The sequence below is a fragment of the Mycobacterium sp. genome (assembly GCF_049647605.1).
Classification (GTDB): Bacteria; Actinomycetota; Actinomycetes; order Mycobacteriales; family Mycobacteriaceae; genus Mycobacterium.
Genome location: NZ_JBARXZ010000082.1, coordinates 12,661 through 28,686, shown reverse-complemented (window position 1 = coordinate 28,686; position 16,026 = coordinate 12,661). Strand labels below are relative to the sequence as shown.

At 63.1% G+C, this 16,026-nt stretch carries 14 protein-coding genes; 10 read left to right on the top strand and 4 right to left on the bottom strand.

The genetic code is table 11. The annotated features are described in order from the left end of the window. The 3 genes from WBB07_RS10440 to WBB07_RS10430 form a co-directional block, all read right to left on the bottom strand. On the bottom strand, window positions 1-1,168 hold a 1,168-nt coding region (locus WBB07_RS10440; RefSeq protein WP_526307325.1), incomplete at its 3' end, for an acetolactate synthase large subunit. A gap of 5 nt (window positions 1,169-1,173) precedes the next feature. Further along, window positions 1,174-2,598, bottom strand: a complete 1,425-nt coding sequence (locus tag WBB07_RS10435; RefSeq protein WP_526307323.1) for an FAD-binding oxidoreductase — start codon at window positions 2,596-2,598, stop codon at window positions 1,174-1,176. A 115-nt stretch (window positions 2,599-2,713) separates the two neighbouring features. Further along, window positions 2,714-4,018 (bottom strand): CitMHS family transporter, encoded by a 1,305-nt coding sequence (locus WBB07_RS10430; protein WP_526307321.1) that lies wholly within the window; start codon window positions 4,016-4,018, stop codon window positions 2,714-2,716. A gap of 262 nt (window positions 4,019-4,280) precedes the next feature. Between WBB07_RS10430 and WBB07_RS10425 the strand changes: the two genes are divergently transcribed. From WBB07_RS10425 to WBB07_RS10415, 3 genes are all read left to right on the top strand, one after another. Next, complete coding sequence (locus WBB07_RS10425) at window positions 4,281-5,525, top strand: sensor histidine kinase (protein WP_526307319.1); 1,245 nt, start codon at window positions 4,281-4,283, stop codon at window positions 5,523-5,525. Further along, the gene (locus WBB07_RS10420; RefSeq protein WP_526307317.1) at window positions 5,525-6,184 is read left to right on the top strand and encodes a response regulator transcription factor; all 660 of its coding nucleotides are present in this window, start codon (window positions 5,525-5,527) and stop codon (window positions 6,182-6,184) included. Before WBB07_RS10425 ends, WBB07_RS10420 begins: the two co-directional genes overlap by 1 nt. 158 nt (window positions 6,185-6,342) lie before the next feature. After that, window positions 6,343-6,621 (top strand): hypothetical protein, encoded by a 279-nt coding sequence (locus WBB07_RS10415; RefSeq protein WP_526307315.1) that lies wholly within the window; start codon window positions 6,343-6,345, stop codon window positions 6,619-6,621. Between the two features lie 49 nt (window positions 6,622-6,670). Here the strand turns inward: WBB07_RS10415 and WBB07_RS10410 are convergent, their stop codons facing one another. Continuing rightward, window positions 6,671-7,351 carry a GntR family transcriptional regulator gene (locus WBB07_RS10410; RefSeq protein ID WP_526307313.1) on the bottom strand — a complete coding sequence of 227 codons (681 nt, stop codon included), beginning with the start codon at window positions 7,349-7,351 and terminating at the stop codon, window positions 6,671-6,673. A 244-nt stretch (window positions 7,352-7,595) separates the two neighbouring features. Between WBB07_RS10410 and WBB07_RS10405 the strand changes: the two genes are divergently transcribed. From WBB07_RS10405 to WBB07_RS10375, 7 genes are all read left to right on the top strand, one after another. Beyond that, window positions 7,596-8,903, top strand: a complete 1,308-nt coding sequence (locus WBB07_RS10405; protein ID WP_526307311.1) for an aminotransferase class III-fold pyridoxal phosphate-dependent enzyme — start codon at window positions 7,596-7,598, stop codon at window positions 8,901-8,903. A 70-nt stretch (window positions 8,904-8,973) separates the two neighbouring features. Beyond that, window positions 8,974-11,016 carry a hydantoinase/oxoprolinase family protein gene (locus WBB07_RS10400; RefSeq protein ID WP_526307309.1) on the top strand — a complete coding sequence of 681 codons (2,043 nt, stop codon included), beginning with the start codon at window positions 8,974-8,976 and terminating at the stop codon, window positions 11,014-11,016. After that, window positions 11,013-12,740, top strand: a complete 1,728-nt coding sequence (locus tag WBB07_RS10395; protein WP_526307307.1) for a hydantoinase B/oxoprolinase family protein — start codon at window positions 11,013-11,015, stop codon at window positions 12,738-12,740. The genes WBB07_RS10400 and WBB07_RS10395 overlap by 4 nt, the downstream gene beginning before the upstream one ends. Continuing rightward, on the top strand, window positions 12,737-13,132 hold the full coding sequence (locus WBB07_RS10390) for a nuclear transport factor 2 family protein (RefSeq protein WP_526307305.1): 396 nt from the start codon (window positions 12,737-12,739) through the stop codon (window positions 13,130-13,132). The genes WBB07_RS10395 and WBB07_RS10390 overlap by 4 nt, the downstream gene beginning before the upstream one ends. Before the next feature lie 52 nt (window positions 13,133-13,184). Continuing rightward, window positions 13,185-13,817 carry a DUF1989 domain-containing protein gene (locus tag WBB07_RS10385; RefSeq protein ID WP_526307303.1) on the top strand — a complete coding sequence of 211 codons (633 nt, stop codon included), beginning with the start codon at window positions 13,185-13,187 and terminating at the stop codon, window positions 13,815-13,817. A 4-nt stretch (window positions 13,818-13,821) separates the two neighbouring features. Then, entirely contained in the window at window positions 13,822-14,454 is a 633-nt protein-coding gene (locus WBB07_RS10380; RefSeq protein ID WP_526307301.1) for a DUF1989 domain-containing protein, read from the top strand. Window positions 14,455-14,485: 31 nt separating this feature from the next. Further along, a complete protein-coding gene (locus WBB07_RS10375; protein WP_526307299.1) occupies window positions 14,486-15,943 on the top strand; it encodes an NAD-dependent succinate-semialdehyde dehydrogenase in 1,458 nt (485 codons plus the stop codon). Window positions 15,944-16,026: the final 83 nt, after the last annotated feature.

Sequence of the window (16,026 nt, the reverse complement as noted above, 5' to 3'; positions counted from 1 at the left end):
TGCCGTAGCCGATCGCGCCGCCGGTCAGGGTCAGCACGTCGTGGCGCGGCGCGCCCACGGTGGCGGCCGGCAGCAGCAGACCGGAGGTGTTTGACTCGTCGACGACGATCGCACGTGCGGGAAGTAGCGCGCCGATGACGTCGACCCAGTTCTGCGGGGTGAGCGGGCCGCTCGGCAGGGCCGGCCGGTTGGCTTCCTGGAGCGCTGGTTCGGCGTTGGCCCCGACCACGTTCGCCAGGTCCTCGAGCGCGCCAGTGACATCCTGGTCGACGTCGGCGAGCAGGTGCACCTGGGTGTCCTGGGGCACCAGGTCGCTTGCCATGCCGGGGTAGGCGAAGAACGAGACCGGCGGCCTGGCTCCGGCAACGATGAGATGCTTGAGTCCGTCGAGCTGCCGGGCGGCCTGTTCGGGTAGGTAGCCGAGCCGCTCGATCGCAGGCAGGCCCGCTCCGCGTTCCAGTCTGGCCGGGAACGTCTCGACGAAGGTCTTCGCGCCGGTGGCTACCGCGATCCGGCTGGTGGCGAGCAGACCTGCTTCCCGGCACGCGCCGCCGCCGATCAGCAGCGCCGCGGGCTCACCGCTGGTCAGCACCGCGGCGATGTTCTGCAGCGAGGCGGGATCGACCGTCGGTCTGCTAAGGGGCGGGACGGGGGCACCGGGTTGACCACCGTCACCCCACGACGCGTCGGCGGGCAGGATCAGAGTCGCGATCTGGCCGGCGCCATCCTGGGACGCCGCCACCGCGCCGGCCGCGTCGATACCGATGTCTTTTGTACATTCGGACCGACGGAGCCAACCGTTGAGCGAACCGGCGACGGCTTCGATATCCGAATCGAGCGGGGCGTCGTACTGCTTGTGGTAGGTGGCGTGATCACCGATCACGTTGACCACCGGGCTGTGTGCCCGACGAGCGTTGTGTAAGTTGGCCAAGCCATTACCGAGCCCGGGACCGAGGTGCAGCAGCGTTGCCGCCGGTTTGTCCGCAATTCGCGCATAGCCGTCGGCAGCGCCGGTCACGACGCCTTCGAACAGCGCGAGTATTCCGCGCATGGCGGGGACGGCGTCGAGTGCGGCCACGAAGTGCATCTCCGACGTGCCGGGATTTGCGAAGCAGACCTCCACACCGGCGTCGACGAGTGTGCGGATGAGCGACTGGGCTCCGTTCATGATGCTCACCTTTCGGTCCTCTCAGCGAAAATGCCGCCAGGATTGAGGATGCCGGCGGGGTCGAAGCTCTCCTTGATCAGGCGCATCAGCGCGACCTTGGCCGGGTCTTCGAGGTCGACGAAGTAGTCGGCCTTGGTCTGCCCGAGGCCATGCTCACCCGAGATGGCACCGCCCAATTCCATCCCCACCGCGAAGATTTCGGTCAACAGCGCTGTTCGCGTGACGCCGTCCTCGCAGAAGATGGCGAGGTGAACGTTGCCGTCCCCGACGTGCCCACAGCCGGCCGCCCTTGCATCGTGTACCTGGGTGATCTCGGCGGTACGTCGCAGGAACTGCGGCATTGCCGCACGAGGGACCACCACGTCGATGACGTCGTCGGCGCCGGCTGCTTTGGCCGTCCAGAATGACTTTTCCCGCGCTGTGATCAGTCTTCGCGCCGAGCCACCGTCGAGTACGTAGGCGTCCATCGCGCCGAGGTCGCCGAGCAGGCCGCCGAGTTCGTCGATGTCAGCGTCTAGTCGGTCTTTCTTGCGGTTTTCCAGCGCGACCACAAGATAGGCCTGCGCGGTGTCGCGCACCGCGGCGGGGATCCCGAGGTTGAGACTCTCGTATGCGGAGATTGCGGTGAGTGTTTGATTGTCGATGTACTCCAAGATGTGGGGTTCGAGCCCGCTGGCGATGACGTTCGGAACGGCCGCCAGCACCTCATCGAAGCTCGCAAACGGGGCCAGCATGGTCGCACCGTGGGCCAAGCGCGGATACAGTTTGACGGTGACCTCGGTGGTCACGGCGAGGGTACCTTCCGAACCGATGATCAGCTGTGTCAGATCGTATCCGGTGGAGACCTTCGAGATCTTGCCCCCGGTACGGATGATCTCACCGGAGGGTAGGACCGCCTGCAGGCCAACGACATTGTGACGTGTGACGCCATACTTGACCGCGCGCATCCCGCCTGCATTTGTGCCGACGTTACCGCCGAGGCTTGCGCTGACCTCACCGGGATGAACTGTGTAACAGAGTCCGGTGGCCGCGACCGTGTCCTCCAAGTGTGCCAGGGTGACGCCAGGTTGGACGACGGCGACGTGGTTGACGGTGTCGATCTCCACGATCTGGTTCATCCGTTCGAACGAGATGACGAGGCCTCCCTCTCGAGGTCTCGCGGCCGCAGAAAGACCTGTGCCCGAACCTCGCGCGGTGACCGGCACGCTGAATTCGACTGCGGTTTTCAACAGTTCGGCCACCTCCTCGGCGCTTCGGGGCCTCGCCAAATAGGTAGGCTGCTGCGGGACGGCGTTCAGGGCCTCGTCGTGGGCGTAGTCCGCCGGTATGTCCGTGCCTGTCAGCTGGTTGGTGTCGCCGACGATCTCGATCAGCCGTGACGTGAAGGCGTGTCGAGAACTGCTGAGAATGACGGTGTTTCGACTACTCATGACTCGTGTACCGCCGTGTCATGCTTGGTGGTGGCGATCGGGCCACCGATGTAGGTGCGGACTCTCAACAGTGTCTCCTGAAATTGATTGGCGGACAGTGCAAAGCGGGTTGGAGCTATACCGCGTAGATGGCGCCGGTAATGGTGGCTCCGAGCATGGCGATCAGACATAAACCCAACGCCCACGGCATGGCATACCGCTGTAGGGATCCGATGTCGGTCCGCAATAGCGTTGCGACGAAGTAGATCGGCGCGATGAGCGGGCTGAGTGAATGCAGGGGCGTGCCGATGAGAGCGGCATGGGCGATGACCTCGGCGGGAACACCGAATGCCGCTGCGGTGTGCGCGAGCATCGGAACAACTCCCAGGTAGAAGCTGTCGGTGGACAACACGATCAGTAATGGCATGGACAGGACCGCCGTGACGAATGCGAACCCACCACCCCAGCTTGCGGGGACAACCGAGATGATGCTGTCGGCCATCGCCGCCACCATGCCACCTTCGGTCATGATGCCGGTGAACGCGCCGGCAGCCAGAATGAGGGTGCTCAGCAGGACCACCGTGCCGGCGTGCGGCTTCAACCGCTCCTGCTGCTCGTGTAGATCGGGAAAATTGACCGTGACCGCAATGGCGAACGCGGCCATCGCGACGGCGGGTAGGGGCACAAAACCCGTAGCAAATAGGACCATGACCGCGAGCGTCAGCGGCAGATTGAACCAGAACTTGCGCGGCTGTATCACGGTGCGAGGGGAGTGAGGGTTCAGTTCTTCATCGTCGGCCGGACCCACGTGGCTCACCGGCGCGAGCTTGCGCAATCTGCGTCGTTCCGAGCGTCCGAGAAAATACGCGAAGACCACGGCCGCCAACAGGGAGATGCAGACTGTCGGCAACATGGGAATCACGATGTCCGCTATCTCGATGTCCAAAGAGATCGCCATTCGTGCCGGGGGGCCTCCCCACGGCATCCAGTTGAGGACCGGGCAGATCACGGCGAGAAGCATCGCAATGATGAGGGGATTGATTCCGACCCGGCGATAAATCGGATACATCGCCGAAACGGTGATGAGCGCGGCAGTTGCACCGTCACCGTCCAGTCCGACCACCATGATCAGGATCGCCGTTCCCACGACTATTCGCACCGGATCCTCACCGACCGCCGCGAGGATCCGACGGACGAACGGCTCGAACAAGCCGCATTCGAACATCACCAGGAAGTACAGCAGCGCGAAGACGAGAAACACCGCAGTTGGCGCGGTTTCGACAATTCCTTGGACCATCATGTCGCCCACATCGGCACCGAATCCGGCGATCAGCGCAAGAACAGCTGGAACCAGGATGAGAGCGGCGACGGCGGACATCTTCTTGGCCATCACGAGCACGGTGAAGAGCGCTATGGCGCTGAAACCTATAAGAGCCAGCATGGTAGTTCCTCTCGGCTTCCGCGAAGATGCTCATCGATCAGATGTTTCGAAGACTGGGGCGCCCAGAGGCTTGCATGGGACGACGCGGTGGTATTCGACGCGAACAGCTGCAACAGCTCATGAGCTGAATGCCTGAGTTCGCCTTGCTGGCTTGACGATATGACCCCGGTCACCACGGATCATCACTCCATGTGGGGAGTGGAGTCCCCCAAACGGGGGAGAGGGGTCGACGTAGGGCCGTGTTTCGCCGGATCATGAGAAGGTGAGCTCATCCACAGCACCGGCCCCGATCGCCGCCGATCATGCCGCGACGCCTAGTTCGGGTGCGGCAGACCTTACTCGGTCACTGACACGTCAAGCATTGTTGGTGGCAGGAGTATGCCTTTTTGCGGACGCCGTCCAGTTTCTCTTCTCGGCGCCGGTGTCCGTTCTGCGCCCGCAGGATTGGGGAGTCTTTGTCGCGATTGCTCTCGCAGACGCTGCGTTGGCCCTGCCCGCTCGTTTCTCCGGCTGGGTGGCCGCGGCCCACGCCATCGTTCAGCTCGTCGCGGCCGTCCTGACGGCAGGGACGGTAGCGGCGCACGGCGTCGGCAGCGCGGGGTTTCTGATCGCGGGCTATCGTGCGGGCGCGTGGTTGAGTGGCACAGCTGCGCGGGTGGCCCTGGCAGTGCTGGTCTTCAGTGCCGTTGGCGCATCGCTGATCTACGGGGACCCCGGTCAAGACCCCATGGTCGTCGACGTGGCTTCGAACGCACTGCTGCCCTGGCTGGTGGGTCGCTACACGACAGCCCGGCGCGGCTACATCGCCGAACTGGAGCGACAGGCCGAGGCCCAACGGCGTGACGCCCGTGCGGCCGTCGATCAGGCAGTCCGTGAGGAGCGCAGCTCGATCGCGCGTGACCTGCACGATGTCATTTCACACCACGTCAGTGCCATTGGTGTCCATGCCGGCGCGGCACGGATGCGGTTGACTGCCGCCACGGATCCTCCCGGCGTCCAGGAGTCACTGTCTGCTGTCGAATTGTCCAGTCGCGCAGCGATGTCAGATCTGCGGCGGCTCCTTGATGTCCTACACGGCGAGTCCACGGGTAGTGATCAAGTACGGCTCGAGAACATCGAGGACTTGCTCAACGGGGCTCGACGGGCCGGTCTGGCGACCCGTTTCACGAGCGAAGGGGGCGCGCGCCCGGTGCCAGATTCAGTCCAGCTGGCGCTGTACCGGATAACACAGGAGTTGCTGACCAACGCTGCGCGCTACGGCGATGGCGGCACCGTCGATATCTGCCTGCGGTACCGAGATTCCGCGGTGTCGGTGACCGCGAGCAATACTATTGGTCCGGTGGCAGATTCTGCATTCGGCAACCCCGACGAGCCCCGCCCGAGATCGCGTGGTCTGGCTGGAATACGGGAACGTGCTGCACTGTTCGGAGGTACCGTCGCCTATGGTCCCGGGCCGGACGGACTCCGATGGGAAACCGTTGTCGTGCTGCCCCTTGCGGAGTCCTGATGACGCTACGAATTGTGCTTGCCGACGACCACGCCGTCTTTCGTTCCGGGCTGCGCGCCATCTTGAGCACTCAGGATGACTTTGATTGCGTGGGTGAAGTTGGCGACGGGAAGGCCGCGGTAGCGGAGGTCACCCGGCTCAGGCCCGACATCGCGATCCTCGATGTTCGAATGCCCAAACTCGACGGGATCGACGCTGCCCGGGCGATCCTGTCCAATCCGACAAACACTGCCAAAGTTCTGGTGCTCACCACGTTCGACACGGACCAATACGTTTACCGGGCGCTGTCGGCCGGAGCCAGCGGCTTCCTGCTCAAAAGCCTTCCCCCCGAGGAACTCATCGCAGCCGTCCGGATTGCGGCCCGAGGCGACTCTCTGGTGGACCCCGCCGTGACCCGCCGCCTGGTGTCCCGATTCGCCGCCAGCATCGCGCCGCGCGACACCGCTGAGTCCGCGGAAGCGGTAAACCGCCTCACCCCCCGAGAGAAAGAGGTACTTCTGCTGGTGGCCGCCGGCCACAGCAACACCGAGATCGGCGGTCAACTCTTCATCGGCGATGAAACCGTCAAATCCCACGTTTCCCGCATTCTGTTCAAACTCGGTTTGCGCGATCGTGTCCAAGCTGTCATCTACGCTCACCGCCATGGATTGGTGACATGAGTCGGTCAGGAGCCCCTTTGCGAGGGAGTCGGTTCCCCGCCGGCGGGTGATGTTTCTCGGTTTCTTGGTTCGTAACGTTCACCTCGATGGTTCTTCAGAGGCCATCGCCAACGTCCAAACACCAAGAAAGAAGCCAAGAAATGGCAAAACTCGGACTCGTGACCATCGCACTGACTGCGGGCGCGTTGACCATGGCCACGCCGGCGCCGGCAGCTCCTGCCAACACTCGAACCGCACCTGACGTCATCTCCTCGCTGGAAGATCAGGGGTACAAAGTGGTGGTCAACAGGCTCTCCGAGCGCCCACTGGCCGACGCCGATGTGATTTCCGTCGGCAAGGCAACCAGCTTCCCCAGGGTGGTGTTCTACCCAACCAACGACGGGGCCCGGCAGCCGTCTCCGGTGAGCACCACAACGGTGTACGTCAACGTCCGCTGAGGCCACCCGATCGGTCGTCTGACCCAGCAGATGGTGAAGATCTGTTGAGCTAGCTTCGCAGCAGCAGCGCAGGGTCTCCGCCCAGTCGCTCGATGACGGCCGCGACCGTCGAAACGATGTGGTCGTGAGCGGCATTCATCGCCTTGCCTTCATCACCGGACTCGATGACTTCGACGAGTTCGATGTGTTCGTCGGCGACGGCGCCGAGATTCTCGAACTCGGCATCGTCGAGGGCGAGCGCCATCAGGATTTGGCCTTCCAGGCCGCGGAAGGCTTGTGTAAGTGTTCGGTTGGCGCTTGCGAGGAACACTTCGTTGTGGAATGCCAACTCAGCTTTGGCAACTTGGATGGGATCACGCGTCTCCGCGGCCCTCTGCATGTCGGTGATCCACCGCCGGAGGGGGGCCGTGTCGGCTTTCCGGCGGGTGGCCAGGGCGAAGGCGACGCGTTCGAGACCAATTCTGGTGTTGTAGATGTCAACCAGTGCGGAACCGTCGAATTCGCGTACTACAGCGCTGGTGTGTGGCCGTTCGACAACCAAGCCCTCCTCGACAAGGCGTTGGATGGCCAAGCGCACCGGGCCCCGGCTGATCTGCAACTCATCAGCGATGTGGGTCTCTTTGAGTCTCGACCCCATCGCCAGCGAGCCGTCGATGATGCTTGCCCGAATCTGCTCGTACGCGATGTCCACGAGGCGATGTCGGGCGGCGGGTTCAAGGGTGTGACTCACGGTGTCTCCAGAGCGAAGCAAGAAATGCAGATTGATAGCAGTTAACAGACTGTCATCAGTCCGTCCCTAGGGCAAGGACATGCCAGACCTGGGCGTCGCCTCGCAGATGCCAACCCCTATTGCAATCTGCTAGCAGATAACTGTTAGCAATTTGGGGCTTGAGCGGTTACTGTTGCCTGCGACACGGCGTTGAAGGCGGGAGCAATCCGCAACACAAGTCGTCAGTGGAGAGAGGGAATCGGTCGTGAGCAAGCTTCTTCAGACAGGGCTCAACGCAGGTAGCAAGCCGCTCGTAAAGGTCGTCGGGGGCGAGGGATCGACATTCATCCTCGATGACGGCCGCCGGCTGGTAGATGCAAGCAACACCGGCGGCGGTCTCGGTCATCAGCATCCGGAGATGATCGAAGCGATTAGTCGAGCGGCGGCGGCACCGGTCATCAACGAGGGATGGTTTTATGCCGAGCGTGAGAAGGCGGCCGAGGATCTGATCAATATCGCCTTCGCCGGCGAGAGCGATTGGGTGGGGGCGGTGCGGTTCTTCATCAGCGGCGGCGAATCCAATGACCTGGCTCTGTCGCTATGTCAGGCTCTCACCGGGCGCACTTCCGTAGCCACCCGTGAACGGGCATATCACGGAATGACAGGCCTGTCCCGAAACGTCACCGTGCAACCGCAGTGGCACGGTGGCGTGTCCTCGCAACACGGGGGCGTACGGCCCGCGCCGTCGCTGGTGGATGTGCGAATACTTCCCGGCCCGCAGCGCGCCGCCTATGGTGAGCTGAGTGACCCGCGGCCGCTGTCTGATCGACTGGAAGATATCGACGAGACGTTGACGGGTACCGCAGCGACCATCATCGACTACACGCAGGGCGGAACGTACTACGACCCTGAATATCAAGACGCAGTGGCCAATGCCGCTCGTAAGGCCGGCTCGCTGTGGATCGCCGATGAGGTGGTGACCGGTGGTGGTCGCCACGGATTGAACTGGATGGCGTTCCAGGGCGGCAAAACACGCCCTGACATCGTGACCCTAGGGAAGTCGCTGGCCGGCGGTGCCGCACCCGCGGGTGCGGTGGTGTTGTCACAGGCGCTGGTAGACGAACTCTCGGACAAAACCTGGCAGACCTACAGCACCTTCCGCGGCCACCCCAATCTGGTCCACAGCGTTCGGGCGTATCTGCGAGTCGTCAAGCGCGATGGCCTGGTTGAGCGAGCGCGCCAGCTGGGCGAGGTAATGCGCGGCAACCTGGTGGAGATCGCCAAGCGGCATCCCAGCGTCAAGCGCGTCGACGGTGATGGAATGCACTGGACGGTTGAATTGAACGGACCGGATTGGCGAACCTGGTATGGCGACACCGCCCAGTCGCCCGCCGCGTCGAAGGTCGCCGCGCGCGCGGCCGAGGTCGGCGCGTTGATCGGGACTTCCGGCGAACAGACTTCTCTGTTCCTGGCTCCGGCGCTGACGATCCCCGAGAAAGATCTGGACACGATTTTCGCAGCGCTCGATCACGGGCTGGAAGCATCCGATGCGGAGATGGAAACCGAATCCTAGAACAGCCAACCACTTACCCAAGACCCCTGGCCGCAACGGTTTTGAAATATCGATCAGCGAGGAAGTATCAATGATTCGAGCAGGTGTCGACGTCGGGGGGACTTTCACCGACGTCGTGGTCATCGATGAGGCCACCGGAACCATCGATCAACGCAAGGTCCCCTCCGACCCCAGCCAACTGGAAGTGGGAATCGTCGACGGACTCAGCCGAACTCTGGGTTCAGCTGAACGCGTCGAGCAGTTGTCTTTCATCGGACATGGCACGACAGTCGCCACGAATGTGACCCTGGAGCGCACTGGGCCGCGGGTAGCACTGTTGTGCACCAGGGGATTCCGCGATGTGCTGGAGATTGCGCGGCTGGCAAAGCCCGGAAGCAAGCTCTACACCCACAAATCCGTCATGCCCGAACCGGTGGTCAGCCGGCGCGACAGCTTCGAGATCACCGAGCGCGTCGATGCTGGTGGCCGGATCACCGCCGAACTCGACGAACAAGATGTCCGCGATGCCATGCGCACCATCGTTGCGCGCGGTATCAAGGCGGTGGCGGTATGCCTGCTGTTCTCGTTCCGCAACCCCACCAACGAACGCCGAGTGCGCGAGATCATCGCCGAGGTGGCACCTGAGGTCGAAGTGTCGCTATCCAGCGAGGTCTGGCCAGAGTTCCGCGAATACGAACGGGCGAGCACCACGTCCTTGAACTGTTACCTGCGCCCGGCCGCCTGGACCTATCTGGACCGCCTGCGCACCGCGATTGCCGACACCTTTCCCGCCTCCACGCTGTGGGTGATGCAATCCAACGGCGGTTTGACCAGCCCGGAAGCCGCTGCCGATCTGCCTGTGCGACTGGTGATGTCAGGACCGGCCGGCGGCGTCATCGGGGCGAAGTACATCGCCGAACAAACCGGGCTGCCCAACCTGATCAACGTCGACATGGGCGGGACCAGCTTCGATGTCTCCCTCATCCTCAACGGGGCACCCTCTCTGGTCGATCAACAAAGCGTCATGGGCCTACCGGTCAAGGGACGCGCATTGGACATCCTGACCATTGGTTCGGGCGGCGGTTCAATAGCCTGGGTTGACGGGGCCGGAGCCTTCCGAGTGGGTCCCCGCAGTGCGGGTGCGTTCCCGGGACCAGCCTGTTACGGCCGGGGCGGTCTCGAACCGACCGTTACCGACGCCAACCTGGTGCTGGGCTATTTCGACCCCGGCCTTCCCATCGCCGGGGGAGATCTCCAGCTCGACTACGATGCCGCTTATCAGGCGTGCGCGCGGTTGGGTAAGGAACTCGACATGACCGCTACCGAGATCGCTTGGGGAATCAGGTCGATTGTCAACGCGGCGATGGCGAATGCCGTGCGCGCCGCTTCGGTGCGTCGAGGCCACGACCCCCGCAACTTCGCCCTGCTCGGATTCGGCGGCGCCGGTCCGCTGCATTCAGTTGACATCGCCGCCGAGATGGGGATGAAAGAAGTGGTTATCCCGGATGTTGCCGGCTGTTTCAGCGCGCTGGGCATCGCGATCACCGACGCGGTCCATGACTTGGTGCAGACCGAGACCGCGGTGGTGGTTGCCGACAGTGTGAAACGAGTGGCCGACGGCTTCGCCAACCTGGTGGCCGAGGGCCGCGCCGAACTCGACGGCAGCGGTATCGCTGCTGACCAGCAGCAGTTCGCGTACTCACTGGATCTCCGGTACAAGGGGCAGAACGCACCACTGAACATCGGATTGGGCTCGGCTGCCGAGCTTCACTCTGCTGTCGCGGAGTTCCACCAGGAGCATCACCGCCAGTTCGGCTACAACGCGCCGGAGGAACCAGTCGAAGTCGTCAATCTCCGCGTGCGCGCGGTGGGCACCATCGGTCGCACGCACATCCACGATGGCCGCGCCGTGGAGCGACACGAGGTTGCGCCGACTCACACCCGCAGGGTGCACGTGGGTGCCACGGACACCGCGATGGCAGGGATCTTCGATCGCACCCAGCTCGCACCGGGTGCCAGCTTCCAGGGTCCGGCTGTCGTGACGTCCGACGACACGACGGTCGTCGTTCCGCCGTCCGCTCGCGGTCATATCGATCGCTCTGGCCACCTACGCATCGATCTGGAGACACGATGACCGAGAACACCATTGACCCGATCACGCTGGAAGTGATCCGCAACGGGTTGCTCACCGCGGCCGATGAGATGAAGTCCGTCGTGCTGCGTACCGCTTACTCCCAACTGTGGAAGGAAGCCGGCGATCTGTCGTGTGCGCTGTTGAGCGTCACCGGCGAGGTAGTGGCCCAGGGCTCGGCCGACATCCCAATTCACCTGCCCACGATGCCCTACAGTTTCGCCGGCATGATCGCGACGATCCCACTGGAGCAGATGAAGCCCGGTGACGTCTACCTGCACAATGACCCGTTCCGCGGCAACAACCACCTGCCTGACTTCTTCATGCTCAAGCCGGTCTTCGTGCAGGACAGCCTGATCGGATTCTCGGCAGTTCGTGGACACTTCATTGATGTCGGCGGAAACGGCCCTGGCTCGTACTCGTCGACCGCACCCGACATCCAAGCCGAAGGCTTCCGGATTCCGCCGATGCGGATCTGGAGCGAAGGGGTGCGCAACGACCAACTCGTTGCGCTGCTGGAGACGAACCTGCGCAATCCCCGCGAGCGCATCGGCGATCTGCACGCGCAGTATGCCGGCTGCAACACCGGTGAGCAGCGCCTCACGGCGTTGGCCGAGAAGTACGGCCCGACGGCATTGCTGCGGGCCGTAGAAAAGATTCTCGATGACGCAGAGACGGTGTCGCGTCAGTTGATCGAGGAAATCCCGGACGGTGTCTACACGTTCGAAGACTACTGCGACGGCGACGGCATCGACAACAACGCCTTCAAGATCGCCTGCACGGTGACCGTCGAAGGCAACTCGATCGCCATCGATTTCGCCGGCACGTCGCCGCAGACCAAGGGCGGTATGAACATGGCCCTGTCAGTGTGCTTCGCCGCATGCGTCTACGCCGTCAAGGCGTTGACTGACCCCGATGGACCCGCCAACTCCGGTGCCTACCGCGCCGTCTCGGTGACGGCGCCCCTCGGCACCGTCGTCAACGTGGCCTACCCCGGAGCCGTCGTCGCCGGCAACCACGAGACCTCGGCTCGAGTGGCCGACTGTGTGACCGGTGCACTGGCTTCCGCCGTGCCCGAGCGTGTGGTGGCTGCGGGCGCGGGCAGCTCCGGTGTGCTGGTTTTCGGTGGAAACCGCGACGGCGACGACTTCATTTGCGTCGAGATGCACGGCGCAGGTCAGGGCGGCGGACATGGTGCCGATGGTGGCAATGCACACCGCGTCAACATCGCCAACACCGGGAACACCCCGGTGGAAGCTCTCGAAACCTCGTATCCGATAACAGTGTTGGAGTACTCCATCACTGATGATGGCGGTGGGGCCGGGGAATACCGCGGTGGCTGCGGGGTGCAGCGCCGCGTTCGATTCGACTCGGAGGGCTGGCTGACGATCGTTGCGGAACGCGGAACCGTGCCGCCCTACGGCCTGTTCGGTGGTCAGCCGGCTGCTCCCACCCAGGTGGTGCTCACCGATGACAGCGGTGAGCCACGTGTGTTGCCGACCAAGACGGCACCCTTGCCGGTCAGGGCCGGTGACGAGCTGTTTCTCAAGTGTGCCGGCGGCGGGGGTTTCGGAGACCCGCGTGAGCGTTCCGCCGCTCGGTTGCAATCCGACCTCGACAACGGCTATGTATCGCCCGCGGCTGCACGTGCCGCGTATGGCGCTGAAGTAACGGAGGACTCGAGTCGGGCTGAAGGCCCGTGGGTGGTAGCCAGGAGCGCACGATGACCACAGCCTCCGTACGCGCCGTCGACACCGTGGCCGCGCTGCTGGACCGGGTGCAGACCTATCTAGATGCGCTGTACGACGGCGACGTGGCACTCTTCGAGACTGTCATGCACCCCACCGTGCGGCTGCACTCGGCAACCCAGCCCGAACTGGTGAGCCTGAGCTTGCAGGACTACCTCGAAATCGTCGCTGGCCGGGTCTCACCCCACAGCCGGGGGGATCGTCGTCGTGATCGGGTCCTCGCTGTCACGATGTCGAGCCCAACAAGTGCGCACGTACGGGTGGAAAACGCTTATCCACCAAAGCTGTTCGCTGATGATCTCGTTTTCACCCGGACGGACGGCCAGTGGTGGATCACTTCGAAGACCTGGCACTACACCATCGAGGGATAACAGGGCCACCGCAGCTTTCCGCGCCGCGACCGAACTCGTGAAGGAGCATCAGATGCCCGACCCCCAGCTCGAATCCCCGCCCACCCACCTGGCCTTCAGGCAGGTCATCGAGCCGCAACGGTTCGCTGTTGTCGACGTCGCCTACGGACAGACATTACGAATTGCCGACCATACTGGCGGCAGCGCAGTGCAACTGGTTCTTGTCGTCGCCGGTGATCAACGTGACCGGTTCTCTGCGCCGAACACCGCGGTACTCAACAAGTCGATCTACTTCAGTACCGGAGCAGTCCTGTACTCGTACTTCTACCAGCCGATGATGACGATCACCGAGGACTCCGTGGGAAGGCATTCGCTGCTGCCGACGCCGTTGCCTGCCGCCGGCGACAGCGACTCCGCCGGTGTCCGATCGGGACAAGGACTACTCGAGCTCGCGGTCGCGAACCTGGGTCTGACACCCAGCCAGACACCGTTTCCGTTTCAGGCGTTCATCCACCACGCACTCTCGGACACCGGGGTCGTGTCCGAAGCGCTCTCGCACAGCAAACCAGGTGATGCCATCGCGTTCCGCGCCGAATTAGACCTACGCGCAGTGGTTGTCAACAACCCCGCACTCATCGGTGAGCCCGCCGCGGCCGCGAGCCGCACCATCGAGGTCTCGGTCAACCGAGCCGTCAGGGAGAAATGATCTGATGCCGACACCCAGCCAGTCCCAGCCTGCGACGCAAGACAGCGATTTCATCATCCCGGCGCGCCGGGGAAAGGCCTTCGAAGTCGCCGCCGGGTCGACGATCCGGTTCACCGATGTCGAAGGGCAGCAGTGCGCCGACCTCATCGCCTTCGACCTCCAGGACCTGACCCATCGGATGTCACCTTTTGCGACAGTGTCGTCGATCGGTCGCATCTACGTCGGCGCGGGCGACGTCCTGGTGTCACAACGGTTCGTTCCGATGCTCACCATCGTCGAGGACACCGTCGGCACGCATGACATCCTGTGCGGGAGCTGCTCACCGGGAATGAACCGGGCGCGCAACGGCGGACTCGGCGCAGGCAAACGTACCTGCCATGTCAACTTCGTCGAAGAGCTTCGACCGTACAACGTCGCTCCCGAAGACATCCCATACTCGCTGAACATCTTCATGAACTACCCGATCGACTCGGACGGAACGATGGACTATGCCACCTGCAAATCGCAAGCTGGCGACACTATCGACATGCGCGCCGAACGCGACCTGCTTGTCGTCGTCTCCAACTGCCCGCAGGAACTGACTCCCTTGAACGGATTCAATCCGACATCGAGTCGAATCCAGATCCTCGACGCGTAGCACGCGCTAGATCACGACCCAGGGAGGCCAGATGGCGACACCCGCTCTACATCGACTACTCGGCGATGTGCCCACGGACCTCTGGATTGGCGGGAAGCAAGTGCGGGCGCATGACGGCGCAACTTTCGAAGTTTTCGATCCCGCCACCGAGGAACGCATCGCGACGGTGGCCGATGCCACTGTCACAGACGCTCTTCTTGCGCTGAACAAAGCCGAAGGTGCACAACAGCAATGGTCCGACACCAGCCCCCGGCAGCGTGCAGATATCCTGCGTGCGGCTTACGAACTGATTCTCACGCGAAGCGAAATGTTCGCCGAAATCATGACCCTCGAGATGGGCAAAGCCCTGCCCGAAAGCCGCGCCGAAGTGGCGTACGGTGCGGAATTCCTGCGGTGGTTCAGTGAAGAAGCCGTCCGAGTCGGTGGGCGTCAGATGCGCTCGCCGGCGGGCAACGGTCAGATCCTGGTGACCAAGGAACCTGTAGGCCCCGTCCTTGCCATCACACCGTGGAACTTCCCCTTGGCCATGGGTACCCGAAAAATCGGACCTGCGTTTGCCGCCGGTTGCACTGTTGTGGTCAAACCAGCTGAGGACACTCCGCTGACCATGCTGCTGCTGGGCCAAGTCTTCGCGGATGTCGGTTTACCCCAAGGTGTGTTGTCGATACTGCCTACGTCGAAGCCGGCACCCATGACCGCTGCATTGATGGGCGATCCGCTGCTGCGTAAGGTGACCTTCACCGGGTCTACTCGGGTGGGGCAGCTACTTGTCCGTGATTCAGCCGCCCACCTGCTGCGCACGTCGCTGGAACTTGGAGGGAACGCACCGTTTGTGGTCTTTGCCGACGCCGATATCGACCGCACCCTGGAATCGGCCATGGCTGCCAAAATGCGCAACGGCGGTGAAGCGTGCACAGCAGCCAACCGTTTCTACGTTGCGGATTCGGTGGCAGGGGAGTTCGTCGACAAGCTGACGGCTCGCATGGCGACACTCAAGGTCGGCCACGGCCTCGATCCCGGAGTCGATCTGGGTCCCATGGTCAACGGCAGGCAGCGCGATGCAGTTGCGACCTTGGTCGCCGACGCTGTCGGCAGGGGTGCGCAAGTTCGAACCGGCGGATTCACGCCGGACGGCAGGGGATTCTTCTATCCACCGACCGTATTGGACTGCGTACCCCCGACGGCTCGACTACTGCGCGAGGAGATCTTTGGTCCGGTCGCCGCCATCACGCGGTTCGGTTCCGAAGAAGAGGCGATCGCCGCAGCCAACGACACCGAATACGGACTTGCAGCGTACATATTCACCCAGGACATCGATCGAGCCTTGCGCGTTTCGCAGGCACTCGACTGCGGAATGGTGGGGATCAACCGCGGTGTGCTCTCCGACGTTGCGGCCCCCTTCGGCGGCGTCAAGGCATCAGGGATCGGTCGTGAAGGCGGGGCCGAAGGTATCGACGAGTACCTCAACACCAAGTACATCGCTATCTAGGTAGAAACTAGTGCACCACAATTGATTTCACGACGACCGGACAAACTCGAAGTCGCGTTTCGCTGCGATCGCCGCTCTTGTGC